Source organism: Lactobacillus sp. PV012 (assembly GCF_014522325.1).
In the GTDB taxonomy this organism is placed as follows: domain Bacteria; phylum Bacillota; class Bacilli; order Lactobacillales; family Lactobacillaceae; genus Lactobacillus.
The window spans coordinates 566979-587131 of the sequence record NZ_CP041983.1 but is presented as its reverse complement, the minus strand read 5'-3'; the positions used below and the strand labels follow the sequence as shown (position 1 = coordinate 587131).

Annotated in this window: 16 protein-coding genes; 2 read left to right on the top strand and 14 right to left on the bottom strand. The window is 32.8% G+C overall.

Features of this window, described 5'->3' with window-relative positions; translation table 11 throughout:
* Window positions 1-94 precede the first annotated feature (94 nt).
* The gene (locus FP433_RS02965; RefSeq protein WP_265483149.1) at window positions 95-2629 is read right to left on the bottom strand and encodes a M1 family metallopeptidase; all 2535 of its coding nucleotides are present in this window, start codon (window positions 2627-2629) and stop codon (window positions 95-97) included.
* Between the two features lie 162 nt (window positions 2630-2791).
* Between FP433_RS02965 and FP433_RS02960 the strand changes: the two genes are divergently transcribed.
* Window positions 2792-5176: a Xaa-Pro dipeptidyl-peptidase gene (locus FP433_RS02960; protein ID WP_265483150.1), complete on the top strand. Its 2385-nt coding sequence runs from the start codon at window positions 2792-2794 to the stop codon at window positions 5174-5176.
* Between the two features lie 186 nt (window positions 5177-5362).
* Here the strand turns inward: FP433_RS02960 and FP433_RS02955 are convergent, their stop codons facing one another.
* The 3 genes from FP433_RS02955 to FP433_RS02945 form a co-directional block, all read right to left on the bottom strand.
* Entirely contained in the window at window positions 5363-6958 is a 1596-nt protein-coding gene (locus FP433_RS02955) for a hypothetical protein (protein WP_265483152.1), read from the bottom strand.
* A gap of 110 nt (window positions 6959-7068) precedes the next feature.
* Window positions 7069-7284 (bottom strand): hypothetical protein, encoded by a 216-nt coding sequence (locus tag FP433_RS02950; RefSeq protein ID WP_265483154.1) that lies wholly within the window; start codon window positions 7282-7284, stop codon window positions 7069-7071.
* A gap of 4 nt (window positions 7285-7288) precedes the next feature.
* Window positions 7289-8308, bottom strand: a complete 1020-nt coding sequence (locus FP433_RS02945) for a zinc-binding alcohol dehydrogenase family protein (protein ID WP_265483155.1) — start codon at window positions 8306-8308, stop codon at window positions 7289-7291.
* Between the two features lie 145 nt (window positions 8309-8453).
* Between FP433_RS02945 and FP433_RS02940 the strand changes: the two genes are divergently transcribed.
* The gene (locus FP433_RS02940) at window positions 8454-8801 is read left to right on the top strand and encodes a winged helix-turn-helix transcriptional regulator (RefSeq protein ID WP_265483156.1); all 348 of its coding nucleotides are present in this window, start codon (window positions 8454-8456) and stop codon (window positions 8799-8801) included.
* A gap of 53 nt (window positions 8802-8854) precedes the next feature.
* On the opposite strand, the gene FP433_RS02935 is transcribed toward FP433_RS02940, so the two are convergent.
* The 10 genes from FP433_RS02935 to FP433_RS02890 form a co-directional block, all read right to left on the bottom strand.
* Window positions 8855-10243 carry an IS3 family transposase gene (locus FP433_RS02935; protein WP_265482988.1) on the bottom strand — a complete coding sequence of 463 codons (1389 nt, stop codon included), beginning with the start codon at window positions 10241-10243 and terminating at the stop codon, window positions 8855-8857.
* 114 nt (window positions 10244-10357) lie between these two features.
* Window positions 10358-11641 (bottom strand): sensor histidine kinase, encoded by a 1284-nt coding sequence (locus tag FP433_RS02930; protein ID WP_265483157.1) that lies wholly within the window; start codon window positions 11639-11641, stop codon window positions 10358-10360.
* Between the two features lie 9 nt (window positions 11642-11650).
* Window positions 11651-12316, bottom strand: a complete 666-nt coding sequence (locus tag FP433_RS02925) for a response regulator transcription factor (RefSeq protein WP_265483159.1) — start codon at window positions 12314-12316, stop codon at window positions 11651-11653.
* A 1-nt stretch (window position 12317) separates the two neighbouring features.
* Window positions 12318-12935: a GTP pyrophosphokinase gene (locus tag FP433_RS02920; protein ID WP_265483161.1), complete on the bottom strand. Its 618-nt coding sequence runs from the start codon at window positions 12933-12935 to the stop codon at window positions 12318-12320.
* A gap of 77 nt (window positions 12936-13012) precedes the next feature.
* A complete protein-coding gene (locus FP433_RS02915) occupies window positions 13013-13408 on the bottom strand; it encodes an OsmC family protein (protein WP_265483163.1) in 396 nt (131 codons plus the stop codon).
* Complete coding sequence (locus FP433_RS02910; RefSeq protein WP_265483164.1) at window positions 13408-14952, bottom strand: ABC transporter permease/substrate-binding protein; 1545 nt, start codon at window positions 14950-14952, stop codon at window positions 13408-13410. Before FP433_RS02910 ends, FP433_RS02915 begins: the two co-directional genes overlap by 1 nt.
* Window positions 14945-15901 (bottom strand): ABC transporter ATP-binding protein, encoded by a 957-nt coding sequence (locus FP433_RS02905; RefSeq protein WP_265483165.1) that lies wholly within the window; start codon window positions 15899-15901, stop codon window positions 14945-14947. The genes FP433_RS02910 and FP433_RS02905 overlap by 8 nt, the downstream gene beginning before the upstream one ends.
* 17 nt (window positions 15902-15918) lie before the next feature.
* A complete protein-coding gene (locus FP433_RS02900; RefSeq protein WP_265483166.1) occupies window positions 15919-16734 on the bottom strand; it encodes a Cof-type HAD-IIB family hydrolase in 816 nt (271 codons plus the stop codon).
* 116 nt (window positions 16735-16850) lie between these two features.
* Entirely contained in the window at window positions 16851-18161 is a 1311-nt protein-coding gene (locus FP433_RS02895) for an SLAP domain-containing protein (protein WP_265483167.1), read from the bottom strand.
* 185 nt (window positions 18162-18346) lie between these two features.
* Window positions 18347-20071 (bottom strand): glycoside hydrolase family 3 protein, encoded by a 1725-nt coding sequence (locus FP433_RS02890; protein WP_265483168.1) that lies wholly within the window; start codon window positions 20069-20071, stop codon window positions 18347-18349.
* Window positions 20072-20153: the final 82 nt, after the last annotated feature.

The following is a 20153-nucleotide window of genomic DNA, read 5'->3' as shown; positions in this document are numbered from 1 at the left end:
TAAAAAGCAAATAAAAGGCTCTAAAAGCTTATTCAGCTGACTTTTTAGCTAAATAAATAGCATTGACTTTAACCATCAATGCTATTTTATTAACTTAATCGACAATTTTATTTAAGGCAGCCACCACAGCATCCTTTTCTTTTTCAACCAAGTTAACCTTAGTTTCAATTACACGAATATCCATTTCAATTTCTCTAGTTAAACCTGGAGTATTCAATTTTGGTTCAAAGAATTCCTTAAATTGTGCTAAATATTCTGGAGTATGGAAAACATTAGCTGTAACTGTTACAAAAGTAGCAAATTCCATATCTCCCCCAACAGTTTTTTCGAGCCAATCCCAACTATAACGCATCCAATTCCAGGCTTGTCTTTGACCATAAGGATTTGCCAAAACTCCACGATACCAAGCACGTAAATCTTGTGGTTTTACAACATCTGCTTCTTTAAAGACATCAACAATGGCGTCGATAATATCTGGCTGTGCAGTATCAGTAATTGCCTTAGTTAAATCATTTTTAAAACTAGGATCACTTGTAGTTTCATATTCATGCATTAATTTATCATGCAAACTCATACTACCAAAGTTGTGGACTTCATTATCTAAAACTAAAGCACGGATATCTGCATTAATTGCATCTAATTGATCCTCATTTTCATTATAAATTCTATGCAAGGTAGCAATTGTAGTATCATTTTTACCATATAAAGAAGCTGCAATTACATATGGACGTGTCAATGTATCATCAATTGACTCATCTTCTCTTGGTAAAAAGCCTAAACGCTTAACTTGATCCTCAGATAGCATATTATAAAATTCACGTAATTTCTTATCTTCTGGAGAATTTGGTTCAACAAAATTACGTAAGTAAGCTAAGAGACGATATAAAGCATCATTAACAATTGAAGAAGTTGAGTTAGCAAATTTAGGTAATAGTGGAATAATTTCTGCCCAGGACATTTGTCCTGCTTCTGCTAATAAGCGAAAATCTTGTAGCAATTGCAATTTATCAGTAGCAGTCAAATCTTCAACACTAGCTAAAATATCTTGTAGTAATTCTGCATCATATTTAACGATAAAGTCAGAATTATTACCAACATTTAGTCTAAATGCCTTACCTGCTGCTTGACGTAAAGCTTCATAATTGCCAAGATTTACTTCAGCATCTTTCATAATTTGCGGAGCTGCTTGATAATTAGATTCTAGCGGAATTTGCCAAGTTCTTCCTACTTCTTTTCCTTCTCCAATGAAAAATTGCTTTTGTGATAAAACCAAATCACCATTTTCAACTTTAACATTGACAACAGGATATCCTGGTTGTTCAAGCCAAGAATGCATGATTTCTCCAATATCTAATCCAGAAGCTTCGCCTAATGCCTTCCACAAGTCATCCCCAGTAGCATTGCCAAACTTATGAGCAGCAAAATACTTCTTCAGACCTGCTCTTAAAGCATCATCACCTAATAAGGCTCTTACCATTACTAACATTCTAGAACCTTTAGCATAGACAATTGCTCCATCAAACAAAGCATCAATTTCTGCAGGATCATTAACCATTACATGTACAGATTGGACCCCATCAGTTGCATCCCTTTGTAATGCAAGAGGTACTTCACTTGTTTGGAACATTTCCCAAATCTTCCAATCTGGTTCTAAAGCATTAATTGCTACATATTCCATCATGTTTGCAAAACTTTCGTTTAGCCATAAGTTATCCCACCATTGCATTGTTACCAAATCACCAAACCATTGGTGAGCTAATTCATGGGCAATTACTGTGGCAATCAATTGCTTTTGATCTAAGGCAGTATTGTCAGGATCTACTAAAAGATAAGCTTCACGATAAGTTACACAACCCCAATTTTCCATTGCTCCTGCTGAAAAGTCAGGAAGTGCTACTTGATAAGAATGTTCTAGTGGATATGGAGTTTCATAATAGTCTTCATAAAATTCAATAGAACGTTTTGCAATATCTAAAGCAAAGTCTAATTCTTTTGGTTGATGAGCTTTTGTAGCAAAAACACCGATTTCAACTCCAGAATTAGTCTTCGTCAATTTACTTTGCATTTCTCCAAAAACAAAGGCTACTAAGTAAGTTGACATCCGTAAAGTTTCTTTAAAGTAGTGCACTCCATCAACCACTTTTTCTTCTGGTTGATTAGAAATTATAGTTTCACCTGGTTTTTCATCAAACTTAATTGCCAAACTAAAAGTTGCCTTAGCAGCTGGTTCATCGACACAAGGAAAAGCTTGGCGAGCAAAAGTTGTTTCAAATTGGGTACCAATTAATTGCTTTTTAACTCCATCAACTTCATAGTAAGAAGGATAAATTCCCATCATTGTATCTGTTAGCGGACCTGCAAATTCAACTTCAACTGTTATATTGCCAGTTTTACCGGCATTGATATTAATAACTTGTTCGTCATTATCAACCTTGAAGTCTACTTCTTGTCCATCAACACTAACTTTTGTGATTTCCAAGAATTTTTGATTTAGTTTAATTTTATCTTCTACAGCTTCTCCACTAACTGTAACTTTACCAGAAAAAACTTTTTCTTGCCGATTAATATCTAAATAAACGTCATAGTGTTCTGGCTTAAATAATTCGTATAAGCGTTGGACTTGTGCCATAAAATTATCCTCTCTATATTATATTCTTAATTAATTATTATAACCTTTTTAATCTATCATTGCTACTTTACAAGTTAGTTTTAATCATTGGGCAAAATTTTATCTCTTTTCCTCAAATAACTAGTACAATAAAGTTATAATTATTTAATTTCGGAGGCTTTTATGAAGTACAATCAATATGCTTATCTTAAAACTGACTACCAAACTAAAATTAATGAATTACTTAACATCAAGTTTTTAAAGGTGGATTGGGAAAAAGAGAGTTTTGCTAGTTTATTAAAAAATCTCTTTGAAAATTGTTTTGCACAAGCAACAACTTCTCAAGCCAAAGAAGCTAAATTAAACGAATATGCAGTAAGTGAAACCGAAACTTTAGCCGATTTTATTTCTAAAAATCCTACCAACATCTCCCGTAAGGAATTCTATAATGTTGCCCTACAATTATTAAATTATCATGTTGGTTATGACTTTTCTCTAACTGATCCTTTAGATCGTATGAAACGTAATGCTCTTCCTTTTACAGAGAAGGAAATAATTGACAAAGATGAATTAATCAACGTTTTCTATCGACTACTAAATACTCGCGCAAAAAATGGACAAACTTTAATTGATAACTTAGCCGGTAAAGGCTACTTTACCCAATTTTATCCTGTTACTAAATTCATGTACTTTAATGGAAAAGCTTTGCCAGTTTTTGACACCAGTAAAGTTATTCGAGAAGTAGTTTACGTAGAAAGTGATTTAGACACTGACGAAGATGGAAAAAGTGATCTTCTTCAAGTTACAATCTTTCGTCCAATCGAAAGCAATACTTTCAAAATTCCTGCACTCTATACAGCTGATCCCTACTTTGGCGGAATCATTGACAATGCTAACCGGAATCATAATGTAGATGTGAATCTAGAGGATGCCACTACTAGTGATTATCCAAACTATGAAGCCCTTCCTAAAGTTAAAGCATCTTTACCAGGTAATGAAAATCATGCAAGTAGTGAACTTGCTGTTCACAAAGGCGCTTATAGTCTTAACGAATACTTACTAGCTCGTGGATTTGCTAATGTTTATGCTGGTGCCATTGGTACTCGTGGTAGTGATGGTTTGCGAATTACAGGTGCTCCTGAAGAAACAATTGCTGCTAAAGAAATTATTGAATGGCTACATGGTGATCGAATTGCTTATACTGACCGCAATCGCACTCACCAAACTAAAGCTTCTTGGTGTAATGGTAATATTGGAATGACTGGACGTTCTTATTTAGGCACACTTCAAATTGCCGTGGCTACTACTGGAGTTGCTGGACTTAAAACTGTTGTTTCAGAAGCAGCTATTTCTTCTTGGTATGACTACTATCGAGAACATGGTTTGGTAGTTGCGCCAGAAGCTTGCCAAGGGGAAGATCTCGATATGCTGGCCGAAACTTGCCAATCTAATTTATGGGATGCTGGTAACTATTTAAAAATAAAGCCTAAATTTGACGAAATGCAGAAAAAGCTCCTTAAAAAAGCTGATCGAGAAACCGGTCAATATTCAGATTTCTGGGAAGTGCGAAATTATCGCCACCACTTAAATAATGTTAAATGCTCTTGGATTTCTGTCCATGGACTTAACGATTGGAATGTAAAGCCTAAAAATGTTTACAAACTTTGGCAAAAAATTGCTAAGCTTCCTATTGCCCACAAACTTTTCCTCCACCAAGGTCCTCACTATAACATGAATAATTTATTATCCATCGACTTTTCTGAAATGATGAATTTATGGTTTTGTCATGAATTACTTAAAGTTAATAATAACGCTTATAAGCAATGGGAAACAGTGATGATTCAAGATAATCTCCAACCTGATATCTGGCATGAAGAGCCAAAATGGAATAATTCATTAGGGACTCAAGAACTTTACTACCCTAACGCTGAAGGAGAATTATTAAAGATTAGTAGTGCAGATGACGAAAAAGTCTCATTTACTGATGTAGGAGGAAAAGTATTTAAAGAAGCCAAAATCTCTGAAAAAGATTGGGAATATGAATTTATTTCTGGCAAAGAACGGTGGGCAGACCAACAACTTCGTTTTATTACCGAAGAGTTTATCAACCCAATTACTGTTGTCGGTCGTCCCAAAATTAAAATAAGAGTTAGTTCCTCACTACCTAAAGGCCAAATTTCGGTTGCTTTAGTTGAATTAGGAAAACGCAAGCGCCTAACACGAGTTCCAAAGCTCTTTAATGACCAAATTCAAGAGTTAGGTTATCGCTTTGGCACTGATATACTAAGAGAATATGTTCCTGATAAATTTACTGAAGCTAAACTAATCACCAAAGGTCATATGAATATCCAAAACTACGCAGATATGAAGAAGGCGCAAAAAGTGATTCCTGAAAAATTCTACGATCTTGAATTTTTCTTACAACCTACCTTTTATCGCGTTCCAGTTGGATCTTGCCTAGGTTTAATCATCTACTCTACTGACCAAGCTATGACTAAGCGTCCTCTTGAAGAAGAAACCTACACTATTGACTTAACTAATACTGTTTTCTCATATAGTCAAATGTAGAGATTGAAAAAGCATAATTCGAAAATACCCCATATTGTAGCTATAAGTCTAACAACTATGGGGTATTTTTTGACTAACCTAAAATAGTTTTTCTCTAATGAGTATCTAAATTTAATAAAATAATCTATTAAAACTATTGTTTATAAAATACAATTAAGACAATCAATAATACTTAACCGTAAATTATTACTTAGAAATAAGTTCTTTTAAGACGGTATTAAGTGCAGTATAGTCATGACAATTAACATATCTTTTAAGCCGACTAATATAATATTCTTTTTCCTTCTTATTCATATTTGAAAATACTATGGCATCATTTTTATTCGAAATAATTCGCTGTGCCCAAGCTACTAGGGGGTGTACATAATCACAAGGTAATTCTACTATTTCTTGAAGTACTTTTAAAATATAACTTACGCTTTCTTCATCCCTGATTAATAACGCTTTATAGAGTTTCTTTCTTTGCTCTTCTACCCATTCTGGCAATGACTTTTCAAAATACATACGATCGAGTCTGCTAAGAAGAATGGCTCCTCTCCCAATAATACTTCTAGCAGCAGATTGATTAATTGTAAGAATTTTTTTAATATTTTCTTCTTTAAATGGACCATGGTATCCATTTTTAGAATCCATAAATCGTAAAATTTGCGCTCCCCCTAGACCAATTCCATCTGTTCCTGTTTGAACAATCTCCATTAGATGTTTAAATCTAAAACCTGCTGAAAAGTAAGTTAATAGACCTACTTCATGAGATTTGTGCACTAACTCCAAAGCTCTTTTATATCCAAGTTGTTCCATTATCGGATCACTCGGGTACCAATTTGCTGTCCCATCAAATGTAACTTTATCAAAATTACCCGCTTTAGTAATCTCAATACCTAACTTAGCGATCTCCATTCGATCAGTAATTCTTCTCGGTTTTCCATTATTTTTTCTAAGTGTTTCATTTCGATCATCTATAAGCGGGTAATTAATACAAAAAGCAGCTGCAAGTACTTGAAGATTTTCATCACGAACCACATTTGCAGAGACAGCACGCATAAACTTTATTGCTTGAGTAACTGTCATTTTTTCAATAGCTACCTTGCACTCTGAAAGACCATTCATAAAAATTGCAGAACATACCGCAATCGTTGTATGAACAGATTTGATAAATGAATTATCAAATCTATCTTCAAACATCGGTCTCCCCACATATGATGATACAGAGGTATCTCTGCCGACGCTCATTTTGACCTTACCAATTGTAGCTAAATCGGGGAGTCTATAAGGCTCTACTAGCTCTCGATTATTTTCTTTTCCACGTTCAAGATATTCAATATGAACATTAGTACCATTTATATATTCCATCTTACGAATAGTTCCTGTCAAATGACCTAATCCTGGATCTGTAATTGAAGCCTGAGTTTGGATTTTTCTAAATCCACTATTACCCCAAGGTACAATTGGTGCCTCACTATATCCACGAATATTAATCATTTCAAAGGCAATTTGGCGAGTTAGATATTCTTGTAATGTTGAGTTTCTATTCTCGTGTCTAATTTTCATATCTAATAGACTTGCTACATTAATAAACTTCGGAATATCTAACTTATCATAATCCGAAATAGAATGATTATTTTGCTGGAGTCTTTTCAAATCAATAACCAATAAAAGCCCATTCTCTTTATTAATAAAATTAGCATAACCCAACTTATTAGGTGATAAAAAAGGAACCACATTATTAATATTGTCTAATAAATCCAAATAGCTCCATACTATTTTTTGAGTATCTTCAACCATATCCAATGCTTCTAAAAATTTTATTATGTCAGATATCACCTTAGAAGTAGATTCATCCTTATACAGTTCTTGTATATGATTAAATTGTTTAATTAAACGTTTTTCAAAATTTAAAAACATTTTACTAAATACAGGAATATAAGAAGTATCTTAAAAAAAGTCTGATCTGTAAATTTTTTATTCTTTACAATTTGACTAGTAAGTCTATAATCTAATTCAAGAAAGCTATCTAAAATAGCCTTTTTAATTAACCCCGCTTGAAGAGGAATATAACCAGATGAAACATCTTCTACATAACGACGATAATACCTATTATTTTCACTCATAAATTTAATTCTCCCATTTCCACAGAACAACTTTTCCAATCATATGCCCATTCTCTACTAAGGCATGTGCTGTCCTAAGATTAGCTGCATTTAATGGTGATAGCACTTGTGTTAATGTGCATTTCAGCTTTCTTTCATCAATCATATTAGATATTTTATTTAAAATTTTATGTTGAGTGTCCATATCTGCTGTATGGTAGTATGATTTGGTATACATCCATTCCCAAGAAAATGTTGCCTTTTTTGTAGTTAAAAGTCGTAAATTAACTGGACGCTTATTCTCTGTTGTTGAAACAATTGCTCCTTCCGGCTTAATTAATTCACACATTTCTTTCCAATGATTATCTAAATCATTTAGTTCCAAGATATAATCTACATATTTATAGCCAAGTTTTCTAACCTCATCCACTAAATTTTTTCGATGATTTACTACATATGTTGCTCCATGTTCTTTAACCCAGTTAATACTTTCATTTCGTGAAGCAGTTGCAATAACAGTTAAACCTACATTAGCAGCTAATTGAGTAGCAACCGAGCCAACACCACCTGCGCCATTAATAATAAGAATAGTTTTGCCATTATATTTTTGTTCATCAGACAATGCTAATTGTTCAAATAAAGCTTCATATGCTGTTAATGAAGTCAACGGCATAGCTGCCGCCTCACTATCATTCAACGATTTTGGTGCATAACCAACAATTCGTTCATCAACTAATTGATATTCACTATTGCTTCCTGCACGTTTAAAAGATCCAGCATAAAATGCCCTGTCACCTGGCTTGAATAAGGATACTTTACTACCAGTTTTTTTAACAATTCCACAAGCATCCCATCCAATAACTCGTGGGGTCTTTAATTTACCTAGTCCATTACGTCGCACTCCAACATCAACAGGATTCACCGACACAGCGGCAACTTTTACCAATAAATCATGATCTTTGGGTACTGGTATTTTTTCCTCAAACTCAAACAAACTTTTAGGATTGGCAATATCTAAATGTTCTTTAAAACCAATTGCTTTCATAATTAACTCCTCTTTTCTATTTCTTTACACATAGTAAACAAATTACCAAAGGCAAACAAGAAGGGAATTTAATTTTTCTATGTAACAATTATTTCCCCCTAGGTGTAAAATAAAAACAACAATATCATGAAAGAGAAGAATTACAATGCAAAGACATATTTTTAATTGTAGTAACGGTTGTCCCATCGAAAGTACCCTACAGATAATTTCCGGTAAGTGGAAAAGTGTAATTTTATATCATCTTATAAAGAATGGAACATGTAGATTTAGTGAATTACAAAAAAAGATACCGGATTGTTCAAGAAGAATGCTATCACTTCAATTAAATGATTTAGAGAAAGATAAAATTATTGAAAAAAAGATATATCCAGTAATACCTCCTAAAACAGAATATAAACTAACAAATTTTGGCAAAACTCTCAATCCAATTATTCTCGAAATGGAAAAATGGGGAAATATGTATAATTCTATCCATTTAAACGAAGGAAATTAAATACACGATTCCTGCAAAATGATATGAACCCTAAAATTAGGACATATTATTAATTAGCTTTGATTCATAATCGCATTCCGATATTCAATCGGTGTGCGATTTTTTAGTACAGTTTTAATTCGTTTAGTATTGTAATATTCAATATATTCTTTGATGGCTTCTTCTAACTCATCTAAATTACTAAAATTATTTTCGAATCCATAAAACATTTCTCTTTTAAGTATGCCAAAGAAACCCTCCATCATGCCATCATCTAAAGAATTACCTTTACGTGACATACTTTGGGTTATGCCATGATTTTTAAGCCATGATTGAAAGAGAGGATGTTGATATTGCCAGCCTTGATCAGTATGAAATACTAAACCATTAAGGGCCGGATACTTTTTATAGGCCAGCTTTAACATATCCATTACTTGCTTTAAAACAGGATGACGACTTAGAGTATAAGAGACAATCTCTTGTGTGCAACCGTCCATAATTGGGGATAGATAAAGCTTTTCACCATTCAAATGAAATTCCGTCACATCTGAATACCACTTTTTATTTGGAATTACAGACTTGAAATTACGTTTAATCAAGTTACTTTTGATCTTACCTACAGTTCCACGATAGCTTGAATATTTATGCTTACGTCTAATGGCAATGCCATATAAGTGCATTTTAGTCATTAGACGTTTTACTTTCTTATGATTGATTTTAAGTCCTTCACGTTGAAGTTGTGCAGTAATTCTTCTATAACCGTAGCGATGTTTGTGCTCTTCATATACTTCTTTGATCCTTTCCATGATATTTTGGTTTTTCCTATCTTTATCATCATGTCCTTGAACATAGTAATAATTACTCCTAGATAGGTGAGGAAGGTCAGGTTTAGAATTGATCACTTTAAGCACAAAACTCACAGTCACATGAAGTTCTTGCCTTAGCTGTGTGACTGCAGAAACTATTTCTTGTGCTTTTGGTTTCTGATTCTTTGTGCCACTAAGGCATCTAATTTTTTTATAAATTCGTTCTCGACAGTAAGCTCTAAATTCTTTTGTTTGAGGTCCTTGATTTGCTTTTGAAGTTCTTGAATCTGTTTGTCTTTGTTCTGCATTAGATCTTCTACCTTTCTTATGATTAATGACATTATACCCATTTTCTTTGTATTTGCGAACCCAATTGTAAAGCATGGCCCTACTACGTAAACCAAGATCTAATGATATTTGGGACATAGTTTCGTCTCCTGAAAGAACCCTTCTAATTGCCTTTTCTTTAAATTCTATTGAATAAAAAGTATAGGGCTTATCTAGGATTTCTAATCCATATTTATCGATTAATTTAAATAAGTATCTAAGACTATCAGAGGTAATTCCATATTCTTTTCCTAATTGAAGAGAAGATTTACCGTAATATTTCCAATTATTATAAATATCAATTTTATCTTGTTTAGACAGTTTAGTCATAATAAAAAACCTCGAAATTCTTGTCCGAATTTCGGGGTTCATATCAAAATACAGAAATCGTGTATTTAATTAACTAATCTTTTAGTTTTCTTTTCATGGTTCTTCAAGCATAAACTATGCTTTTTTATTTACCAACTTCAATAAAACAGTGAAAGTAATTTGACTATTTTTGTAAGAAACGTTTATTTTTCCACCAAAACTTTCTACCATTTCTTTTGCCATTGCTAAACCAATACCAAAACCTGACTTTTTAGAATTATGAGACTTATCTTCTCGATAAAATCGTTCAAAAAATGATTTATAATCTAAACCAGCTCCTGCAGCATAGGTATTTGAAATAGACAAAATAGCTTGTTTCCCTATTCGTCCCCGGCGTAAATTAATTGATATTTTGCCATCGAGATCACAGTATTTGCACGCATTATCTAGTAAAATGTTTACTAATTCATTTAATGAATGTTTTTCTCCCCAAACATTTAAATCTGTAGCAATCTGTGCATTGTAATGAAGACCCTTTTGCTCCATAAGGGACTTAAAGCTTTGGGTAACTTCTTTAACAATTTGAGAAAAATTCACTTTACTTACTACAACTTCTTTAGTTTCTCCTGTTCGTGCCATAGCAATTAAATTATTAATTAATTGGGTTAGCCGCTGAGTTTGTTGTTTGGTACTTTCAACCCACTCAGAGTCTTCTCCTAGCATTTCCTGCATTTCAGTATTAGCAGAGATAATCGCTAACGGCGTCTTTAATTCATGCCCTGCATTAGTAATAAATTCTTTTTGTTTTTTATAGGTACGAATAATTGGACCAATTGCCTTTTTTGAAATTAAAATTAAAACTGTTGCAAAGATAATCAAAGCTACAACACTTAATACACCGGCAATTTTCACTAAAATCCAAAAACGATTAAAGATCAATGATTCATTTAAAAAAATAATCATTCGATTTCCTAATTCATTTTTAGTAATTCTAAAGGCATAAATATTTTTGCCAATTTTAACCCGATTCGCTATATTCTTTTTACTAATAATTTTTTGGGCTACCTGTTTAATTTGTTTTTTAGAAATACCATCAACATTCTCATCATTCATAATTTGAACAGTATTTTGTGGAGTTACGCCTACCGTGAAATAACGATATTGATAAACTGCCTCTGGATTATAAGTGCCTGCCCCAAAATTACGATTAATTACATCATTTTGATTGCCAAAAACGGGTTGAGCATTTTGCGGGGTTAAGTGACCATGATTTTTGTCAAGAGCCGTTAAAACTCGATTGACTTCACCACTACTTTGATGATAACTAAAAAATAGTAGTGTTCCCATGGTAAAAAATAAAACTATTGCTAAAGAAGTAATTGAGAGATAAATAAATTTCCACCTAAATTTTTGAATCATTTACTTTACCTACCCTTCAATTTTAAAACTACCATCCTTTTCTCCTAAGATTTTAATTTCACTTTGAATTGAACGCAATTTTTGTCGCAAGTAAGAGATATAAATCCAAACGATTTCACTGGTAACGTCATCTTCATTTTTCCAAACTTGATTAAAAATTTCCTGAGTAGAAATTTCTTTTCCTTGGTTTAATAATAAATAATTCATTACTTGTGTTTCTTTGCTATTTAAGCGAATTGAATTTTCGCTAATCAATTCTTGTTCTGGAACATTTAAACACAAATCTCCAATTTTAATTTCATCAGGAGTATAAGTATCATCACGCCGTTTCTTTGACCGTAAACGTGCAAGTAGTTCCTTTAAAGAAAATGGCTTAGTTAGATAATCATCAGCTCCTGTATCAAGCCCTAAAACACGATCATCAATTTCTGACTTAGCCGTTAACATTAAGATATAACTTTTATTACCACTTTCACGAATCTTTTTTAAGGCAGTAATTCCATCCATTACTGGCATCATGATATCTAAAATAATAATATCGTAGCTATTTTTACTTACCTTTTCAACGGCTTCTTTACCATTTTCAACAGCTGTTACTTCATGACCCTCATGTTGCATAGCTGCTACTAAAACATGAGATAATTGCTCTTCATCTTCTGCAATCAAAATCTTCAAGTTAATCATCCTCTCTGATTAATTGTCTAATTGTCTGCATACTTACATCACAAGAAGCTAATTCATCAGCTACTCTTTTTAATTCTTGTCCAATCATCTCTGGATTATTAATTGTATGCTTATACTTCATTTCATGTTCCAAACTAGCCCAAGTATCCATTGCAATTGTTCTTAGTTGCACCTCAATAAAGTATTGACCTGGATCATTACCATCAATATCAGCTACTGGATAAGTGACTTCTAAAATCAAGTGATATGAACGATAGCCATTTGGTTTAGCATGTGTAATGTAGTCTTTTTGTTTTACAATTGCTACATTATTTAAATGTTCAATTATATCAATCCAAGTATAAATATCATCAATAAAATTGCATACAATTCTAACACCAATACTGTCTTTATTTTCCTTTAAAGCGGAGCGAACATTTAATGGTAAATTCTTTCTTTGACATTTTTCAATCATACTTTTAGGAGTTTTCACTCTTCCAATTAAGTGTTCGTATAAACGATCTCCCGTTTCTGTTTGATAGTCATCCTTAATTTCTTCTAATTTATCTAAAGTCTCAGCTAAAATTTCAGCTAATACTGGCTGGTAATCTCCATAAATATTTTCTTGCATTATGTCACCTTCTAGTTGTATTAATAATACCAACTAAAAAAATCCCCTTCAATCTTGAAGAGAATTTTTAGAAAAACTTATGCTAATTCAACACTAATTTTCATCCCTTGACTCAAAGTCTGATAAACAACCGAAACATGCAAAATATGATTTAAGAAATTTTGCTTTTCTTCTTGAGTCATTTTACTTTTGAAAAACACCTTAACATTAATTTTTGAGACTTGGTATTTTTCAGTTTCAGCCTCAGTTATAAGGTGAAAATTCTGTACATCTAAATTTTTCACCTTAATAATCATTGACGCAGAAATTGTTAAGCAACTATTCAGTGAACCAATTAAATATTGAACTGGATTAGGACCAGCATCTTTTGTTTCATGACGATCTTCATCAGCAATAAATTTATAATTACCTGTTTCATTAATTACTTGCCAAGGAATTCCATTAGTTTTACTTTCAACTAAGTATTTTCCCATTATAATAATCCTTCACTTTCTAAAAAGTCACGAGCAACTTTAGCAGGTTTTTCATGTTTTACATTAACCAAATAATTCATTCGTTGCATTTGCTTAGTAGTAATTTTACCCGCTAATTTATTTAGAGCTTTCACAACTTGAGGATTATTTTCTGCAAATTTAGCTTTCATTAATGGGGCACCTTGATATGGTGGGAAGTAATTTTTATCATCATCTAGCATTACCAAATGATACTTTTCAATTTCTGCATCAGTAGTATAGCCATCAACAACATTAACTTTCTTAGAAGCAATTGCTGAATAGCGAATACTTGATTCGGTTGTCTTAATTGACTTAAAGTCAAGATCATATACTTTCTTTAAGCCAGGATAACCATCTTTTAAATTATAAAAGTCAGGGTCAAAAGCAGCATGAATTTGCTTATTTACACGTTTCAAATCACTCATTTTACTTAAGTGATATTTTTTAGCAAATTCTTTGGTCGTGGCCAAGGCATAGCCATTTTGATAAGCCATTGGTTTTAAATATTCCAAATCATATTGCTTTTTCAAGTCGCTAGCTGCTTCAGCATATACCTGCTTAGGATCAGACCCAGTCTTTTTATTAGTTTTGACTAGAGTTTGCAAGACTGTTCCAGTAAATTCAGGATAAATATCAATTTTATTACTTTGTAACGCTCTAAATAAGAACGTCGTCCCACCAAAGTTTGGCTTTAATACTACCTTAGTATTAGGATCATTTTTTTCAATTAAATCTTTATACATATTAATTAAAATTTCTGGTTCTGATCCCATCTTCCCTGCAATAGTAATTGTTTGTTTTTCAGGTTTTCCAGTAATTTGTGGTTGATAATGATTATAAAGACTTACTCCACCCCAAGCTAGTAAGCAAACAGCAATTAAGCTAGTTCCTATTTTTGCCCGCAATTTACTTTTAGAAATGAACAGCAAGAACCAACTGAAGAATAAAGCTAAAAATGCAGACAGAATTGCCCCAAGCAAGACTTCAGCATTATTATTAGAATTAATACCTACATAAATATAAGTACCTAATCCTCCACCACCAACTAGGGCTGCCAAAGTTGCTGTCCCAATAATCATTACTAAAGCAATTCGAATTCCTGCTAAGATCATTGGCATTGCTAATGGAATCTCGACTTTCCGCAATTTTTTCCAATGTGATAGGGCTAAAGCTTCGGCTGCCTCTTGTAAATTTGATGGGATGCCGGTTAAACCTGCATATGTATTTTGAAAAATTGGCATAATTGCATACAAAACTAATGCAATTATTGCGGGAACTGTTCCAATTCCTACAAATGGCAACAATAATCCTAAAATTGCTAGACTAGGAATTGTTTGAATAATGCTGGCAATTTGTAAGGTAAATTCTGCCATTTTTTTATGATGACGAAGTAGAAAAGCCAGCGGAATAGCAATAATCATTGCAATTACTAACGCAATTAACGAAATTTTTATATGATCTAAGGTGGTTGCCCAAATTTGTGTATGTTCCTTTAGTATCATATTCCAAAGCTGTTTAATCATCACTTACCACCCTTTGCAATAAAAATTTCCAAACCCGTTTAGGTTCAATTAAAAATTCACCAAATTCAGTTTCTGCAATAAAGAGGGTATCTGGGTGATTTGAACAAGCTTTAACCAAATCTTTTAAATTTGAAATATGATACCGAAGTAAAGTTTCAGTTTTAGGGTAAAAACGAGGATCTACCCCTAGTTCTCCCTTTAATAATCCTTCCAAATCAAAATTATTTTCTACAGAACTAGCAGCAAAAAATTTCTTCACAAATTTAGTTGCAGGATGGTGCAAAATTTCTCGTGGTTTTCCAATTTGCTCTAAATGTCCTTGATGAATTACTGCAATTCTATCTCCTAACCGAACTGCTTCTTGCATATCATGAGTCACAAACATAATTGTGACGCTAGTTTGTTTATGCAGTTCTAATAAAGTATCTTGGAGCTGCTTTCTTACAACTGGATCAAGGGCTGAAAAAGACTCATCCATTAAAATTACCGGTGGCTTAGTTGCTAAGGCTCGGGCAATGCCTACCCTTTGCTGTTCTCCCCCAGACAAATCTGTAGGATATCGACTTAAATACTTTTCAGGAGACATTTTTACTAATTTCAACAATTCTTTTTGAAGGTTAATTTTTTCTTCCTTAGAGATTTTTCCATCTAAAGCGATAGTAATATTTTCACCAACAGTTAAATTTGGAAATAAACTTGCTGATTGTAAAACATAACCTGCATTTTTTCTTAAAGTACGCAAGTTAATTTGGGCAATATTTTCCCCATTAGAAAGAATCTTTCCACTAGTTGGTTCTACTAAACGATTGTACATTTTTAGCAAAGTAGTTTTACCACTCCCACTGGGACCAACTATCACAAAAAGTTCGCCTTTATTTACCTGAAAAGAAATATCTTCTAAAATTACCTGATCCCCATATTTTTTCCCTATATGGTCGTATTTAATCATTAGTAATACTTTCTTTCTTATTTATCCTTTGCCAAGTACTCTTGAAGTACTTGTAAAACTCCATTTTCAGTATTTTTAGGCGCAATATAACTTGCATGCTTCTTTACTTCTGCCATTCCATTTTCCATTGCATAAGAATACTTAGCAAAATCTAGCATTGGAATATCATTTTCGCCATCTCCGAAAGCAATTAAATCATTACCAGTTAAGCCAAATTTTGTCAGCATTTCTTTTAACCCTGCACCTTTGCTTACTCCATAGGCATTGATATCAATTGCAAATTCAGCAGAGCCATAAGCTGAAATTACATTCCCATGTTTTTGGTTAAAACTTTGTTCAATTTGCTTGCCATCTTTGCGAGGATGGTGAAAAGTAATTTCAATGTATTGTTGATTAGGCAACTTAGACCAATCTTTAACCTCTATACAAGTACCTGCAAAATATTTTAGAAATTCCTTGTCTCGTGCTGGTGCATTTTCTCCAATGTAAGCCATATTTGGTGCAAACAACATCGTAGCCATTTGACCATACTTCTGGTGTACATCTTCAATTAATTCAACTACAGTATCACGTTTCATTGGGGTTATTCCAATTTGCTTGTTATCAGACATTAAACGTGACCCATTAGCTGTCACAAAATCCATTCGATCAATATAATCAATAAAATCTTCTTTTAATCGTGCGTACGGTCTACCTGAAGCCACAATAAAATGGACCCCTCTTGCCTCAAGTTGAGTTAGAACTTTATTAAATAATTGATGGTCATAGGTCCTTTCTCCGTTTAAAAAAGTTCCATCCATATCAACCGCAACTGCTTTAAATGGTAAAGCCATAAACTTAACTATCCTTTCAATTGTTTTAATTTAATTTCTAATTTTTAATCATATATTTTCAAATCTTAAATCATTATAACAAAAACAGATTCTGAGTTAATCAGAATCTGTTTTAATTATTCAAAATTTGCTACTTTTACGTAACGCTTCTTTGTCGCTGTTGCTCCTTGAATCCGGTAGTATTGTTTGCCATTCTTAAACTTATAAGAACCACCATACGTTGTTACTACGGTTCCCTTCTTCAAAACTGTTCTATCTGCACGCTTAGTGCTCGTTGCATAGATATAGGCATTATGTTTTAATTTGCGTTTTGTACCATCTACATTTGCAACCTTAATATAATCAGGAGCATCAATAATTTTATAGTATTTTACTCCCTTAAAAGTATAAGGTTCTTTTTCAACTGTAACTTTTTTAAATGCAGCAATATGACGATACTTGCTTCCACCTCCTTGGCTATATACCAGTGAGCGATGCATTACAGTCTTTTCTACGGCTTCGATTGGTTTAGTATCTGTCAACAAGTTTGCCGTACTCATCCAAGCTGCTTCCTCTTTATTATTAGCTATCGCTAAAGATTGAGTAGAAATTGAATTATAGGTATGACTTCCTGCATTCATGAAATTTTTTCCAATATAGATTTCTGTTCCCCTACTAATCGTAGCAGGATCATTTAAAAAGTTATTATTTTCTACACTATTAAAATCATAAATTGAAGTATAATACGGCACATTTAGACGAACAGGTTTATCATTTCTCACATATACAGCATAACTTGCTTCTGTTTCTTTACCACTTTTAGTTGTTGTAGAGACAGTAACTACTCCCCAACTATTTGCTTTAGTGGAATCTACGGTATTTGAAACAACCTTTCCATCTGCTTTATCAGTTGATGCTACTTGGTAGGTAATTCCATTCGATGCCTTAATATCTAAAGGATCAAATTTACTACCTTCATCAATTAAGAAAATATTTCCACTTATGGATTCAGATTTTTCCTTTCCATTTTCACTGTAGTTTGCCTTTAAAATGCTATTGTCAATTAAGTTTTCAGGTTTCCCTGTTCCAAATATTACACTAGTATCTTCATCTTTTCCCGTTTGTTGCTTTGAGAGAGTAATGGTAAAACCTTGGGGCTTACCTAAGATTCTATTACCAGCCACAGAAATTCCTTGTTGCTTGAGTTGCGTGGAAAGTTCATTTGGAGGTAATGATCCATCATTTATATTATCATCTTCCAATTCTTTATAAATTTGACTTAATGTCATGTTGTCTTTAATTTCTAGTGAATTTGAAGGATTATTAGTAGAGTTAGAAGATGGTGTATTAATAGTAGTTGCCAAAACTCGAGAATTTAAACTTGCCATTGAACTTCCAACTAAGAAACTTACAGCTACTAACTTTAATGTTTTTTTCTTTTTATTCATTAATTTAATTTTCTTTCTAAGTTTAACTCCAACTAACTTTAAAAATTTTATTCATTGAAGGTAACATTTTTATTATCCCACTCAAATACGAAGAAATGTTATCACTTATCTTAAAAATCCTTAAAGAAAGTATTTCACTTTTATAACAAAAAACATCCCCTATCCAATAAGGGATGTTCAAATACTTATTTTGCTCTAATTACAATATTTTGTGTTGCATAACTACTATCATTTTGTGCACTCACATTTATAGTTTGTTTATTCTTTTTAACAGGTAGTTTAGCAGAAAACTTTCCATCTTTTCCTACGACTGTAGTTGCTAAAGTTTTCTTAGTTTTACTATCTTTAAAAGCAATCGTCAACGAACCTTCTGCTCCTTCATCATCTACTTGACCAGACACAGTCGCATACTTATAATTCTTGTCATACTTCAACGGTTTCAAATTCAACTTTTGCTTAATAGTTGATTTCGTTCCCGAATTTAAATGAATATTTGCACTAAGATAATTTTTTCCTGTCAAAACAAAATTTTGTGTGCTGGTCTTTAAAGGTACAGTGACTTTAAATTGACCTTTCTTATTTGTTGTAACAGTGGTATTTTTCTTTGTATCAGTATTAGCTAAGGTAAGTTTAGTATTCTTAGCTGCTACTCCTGAAATGATAGCAGTATTTTTCTTTGTATAAGAAATCGTATTAAACTTAAAGGACTTTTTATTAAGTTTCTTAACTTGTAAATCACTTGCTGATAAAAGCCCAAGCTTATTCTTCATAGTTAAAATTCTTTTAACTGATTGATCAATCTGTTTTTTAGAAATTTCTCCCTTTTTTACAGCCTTAGCGATTGCTGGAATTCCCTTAGCATAGTCGGCACTCATTAACATATCGTTACCAGCTTTGACTGCTAAAACATCTACACTCTCATTGCCATGATTTTTAGCAAAATTCTGAATCGCTCCCATTTCTAAGGCATCGGTCACAATTACTCCATTAAACTTACAATCTTTGCGCAAAAGATTAATTACTTTTTTCGAAAGGGAGGCTGGGTAAACTGGATCTATCTTATCATAAATCACATGTGTTACCATCACTGAATCTACTCCTGCCTTAATTCCAGCTTTAAAAGGTAAGATATCAGTCTTCATAATGGTTGATTTAGCAGTATTTACATGAGCAAAATCAGTATGCGTATCTGTCGCATCCCCATAACCTGGGAAATGCTTCAATGTAGCTGCTACTAAATTATCATGTTGCCAAGCTGGAACAACTTGCTTAATATAGTTAGCTTCAGCTGTATAACTCTTTTTCCCTTTTAGGCCACCAAATCCACGTTGATAAATAAAAGAAGATGGATTATCACTATAATCGGCATCTGGGGCATAATTCCAATTAATACCTAATTTATGTAATAAACTTGCTGTATCTGTCGCATACTGCACTACAGCATCCATCCCGCTGCCCTTTTCATTAGCTTCCGCATTTTCATATTGGTCACGAGGAAATTTAAATTGATCACCATTTTCTTTTACCAAGCCACTGTGAGTCAAACGAGATACTGATCCTCCTTCTTGATCAATTCCAATCAATAAGGGAAGTTGAGCGGTTGCTTGATAATTATCAATCTTACTTTTAAACTGCTTTTGGGTATAATTTTGCATATCTGCATCATACATAATATACCCACCTAAGTTATACTTGTATGCATCTTGTTCTGCTTGTCCAAGCTTTTGCGGTGTACGTGCAATATACATTTGGCCAATCTTTTGATTTAAACTTGCCTTTTTAATGTATGTATTAATCTGACTACTAGTTGCTGCCTGAGTTTTATGAGTGAAAATTCCACTTAAACCAGCCGCAATTGTTACTCCTGCAATCGCTGCAGTAGTAATTTTTCTTATAAGTCTTTTTTTCATTTTTTCTCCTTAAAGTTAATCTAAAAGCAAAATATACCATAATCCATTCTACATTCTTCTTTTAATAGATTCATAACAAATA

Excerpts from the sequence above, each read along its gene's own strand:
- FP433_RS02965 (WP_265483149.1), bottom strand. The coding sequence starts at position 2,629 with ATGGCACAAGTCCAACGCTTATACGAATTATTTAAGCCAGAACACTAT.
- FP433_RS02960 (WP_265483150.1), top strand. The coding sequence starts at position 2,792 with ATGAAGTACAATCAATATGCTTATCTTAAAACTGACTACCAAACTAAA.
- FP433_RS02955 (WP_265483152.1), bottom strand. The coding sequence starts at position 6,958 with ATGGTTGAAGATACTCAAAAAATAGTATGGAGCTATTTGGATTTATTA.
- FP433_RS02950 (WP_265483154.1), bottom strand. The coding sequence starts at position 7,284 with ATGAGTGAAAATAATAGGTATTATCGTCGTTATGTAGAAGATGTTTCA.
- FP433_RS02945 (WP_265483155.1), bottom strand. The coding sequence starts at position 8,308 with ATGAAAGCAATTGGTTTTAAAGAACATTTAGATATTGCCAATCCTAAA.
- FP433_RS02940 (WP_265483156.1), top strand. The coding sequence starts at position 8,454 with ATGCAAAGACATATTTTTAATTGTAGTAACGGTTGTCCCATCGAAAGT.
- FP433_RS02935 (WP_265482988.1), bottom strand. The coding sequence starts at position 10,243 with ATGACTAAACTGTCTAAACAAGATAAAATTGATATTTATAATAATTGG.
- FP433_RS02930 (WP_265483157.1), bottom strand. The coding sequence starts at position 11,641 with ATGATTCAAAAATTTAGGTGGAAATTTATTTATCTCTCAATTACTTCT.
- FP433_RS02920 (WP_265483161.1), bottom strand. The coding sequence starts at position 12,935 with ATGCAAGAAAATATTTATGGAGATTACCAGCCAGTATTAGCTGAAATT.
- FP433_RS02915 (WP_265483163.1), bottom strand. The coding sequence starts at position 13,408 with ATGGGAAAATACTTAGTTGAAAGTAAAACTAATGGAATTCCTTGGCAA.
- FP433_RS02910 (WP_265483164.1), bottom strand. The coding sequence starts at position 14,952 with ATGATTAAACAGCTTTGGAATATGATACTAAAGGAACATACACAAATT.
- FP433_RS02905 (WP_265483165.1), bottom strand. The coding sequence starts at position 15,901 with ATGATTAAATACGACCATATAGGGAAAAAATATGGGGATCAGGTAATT.
- FP433_RS02900 (WP_265483166.1), bottom strand. The coding sequence starts at position 16,734 with ATGGCTTTACCATTTAAAGCAGTTGCGGTTGATATGGATGGAACTTTT.
- FP433_RS02895 (WP_265483167.1), bottom strand. The coding sequence starts at position 18,161 with ATGAATAAAAAGAAAAAAACATTAAAGTTAGTAGCTGTAAGTTTCTTA.
- FP433_RS02890 (WP_265483168.1), bottom strand. The coding sequence starts at position 20,071 with ATGAAAAAAAGACTTATAAGAAAAATTACTACTGCAGCGATTGCAGGA.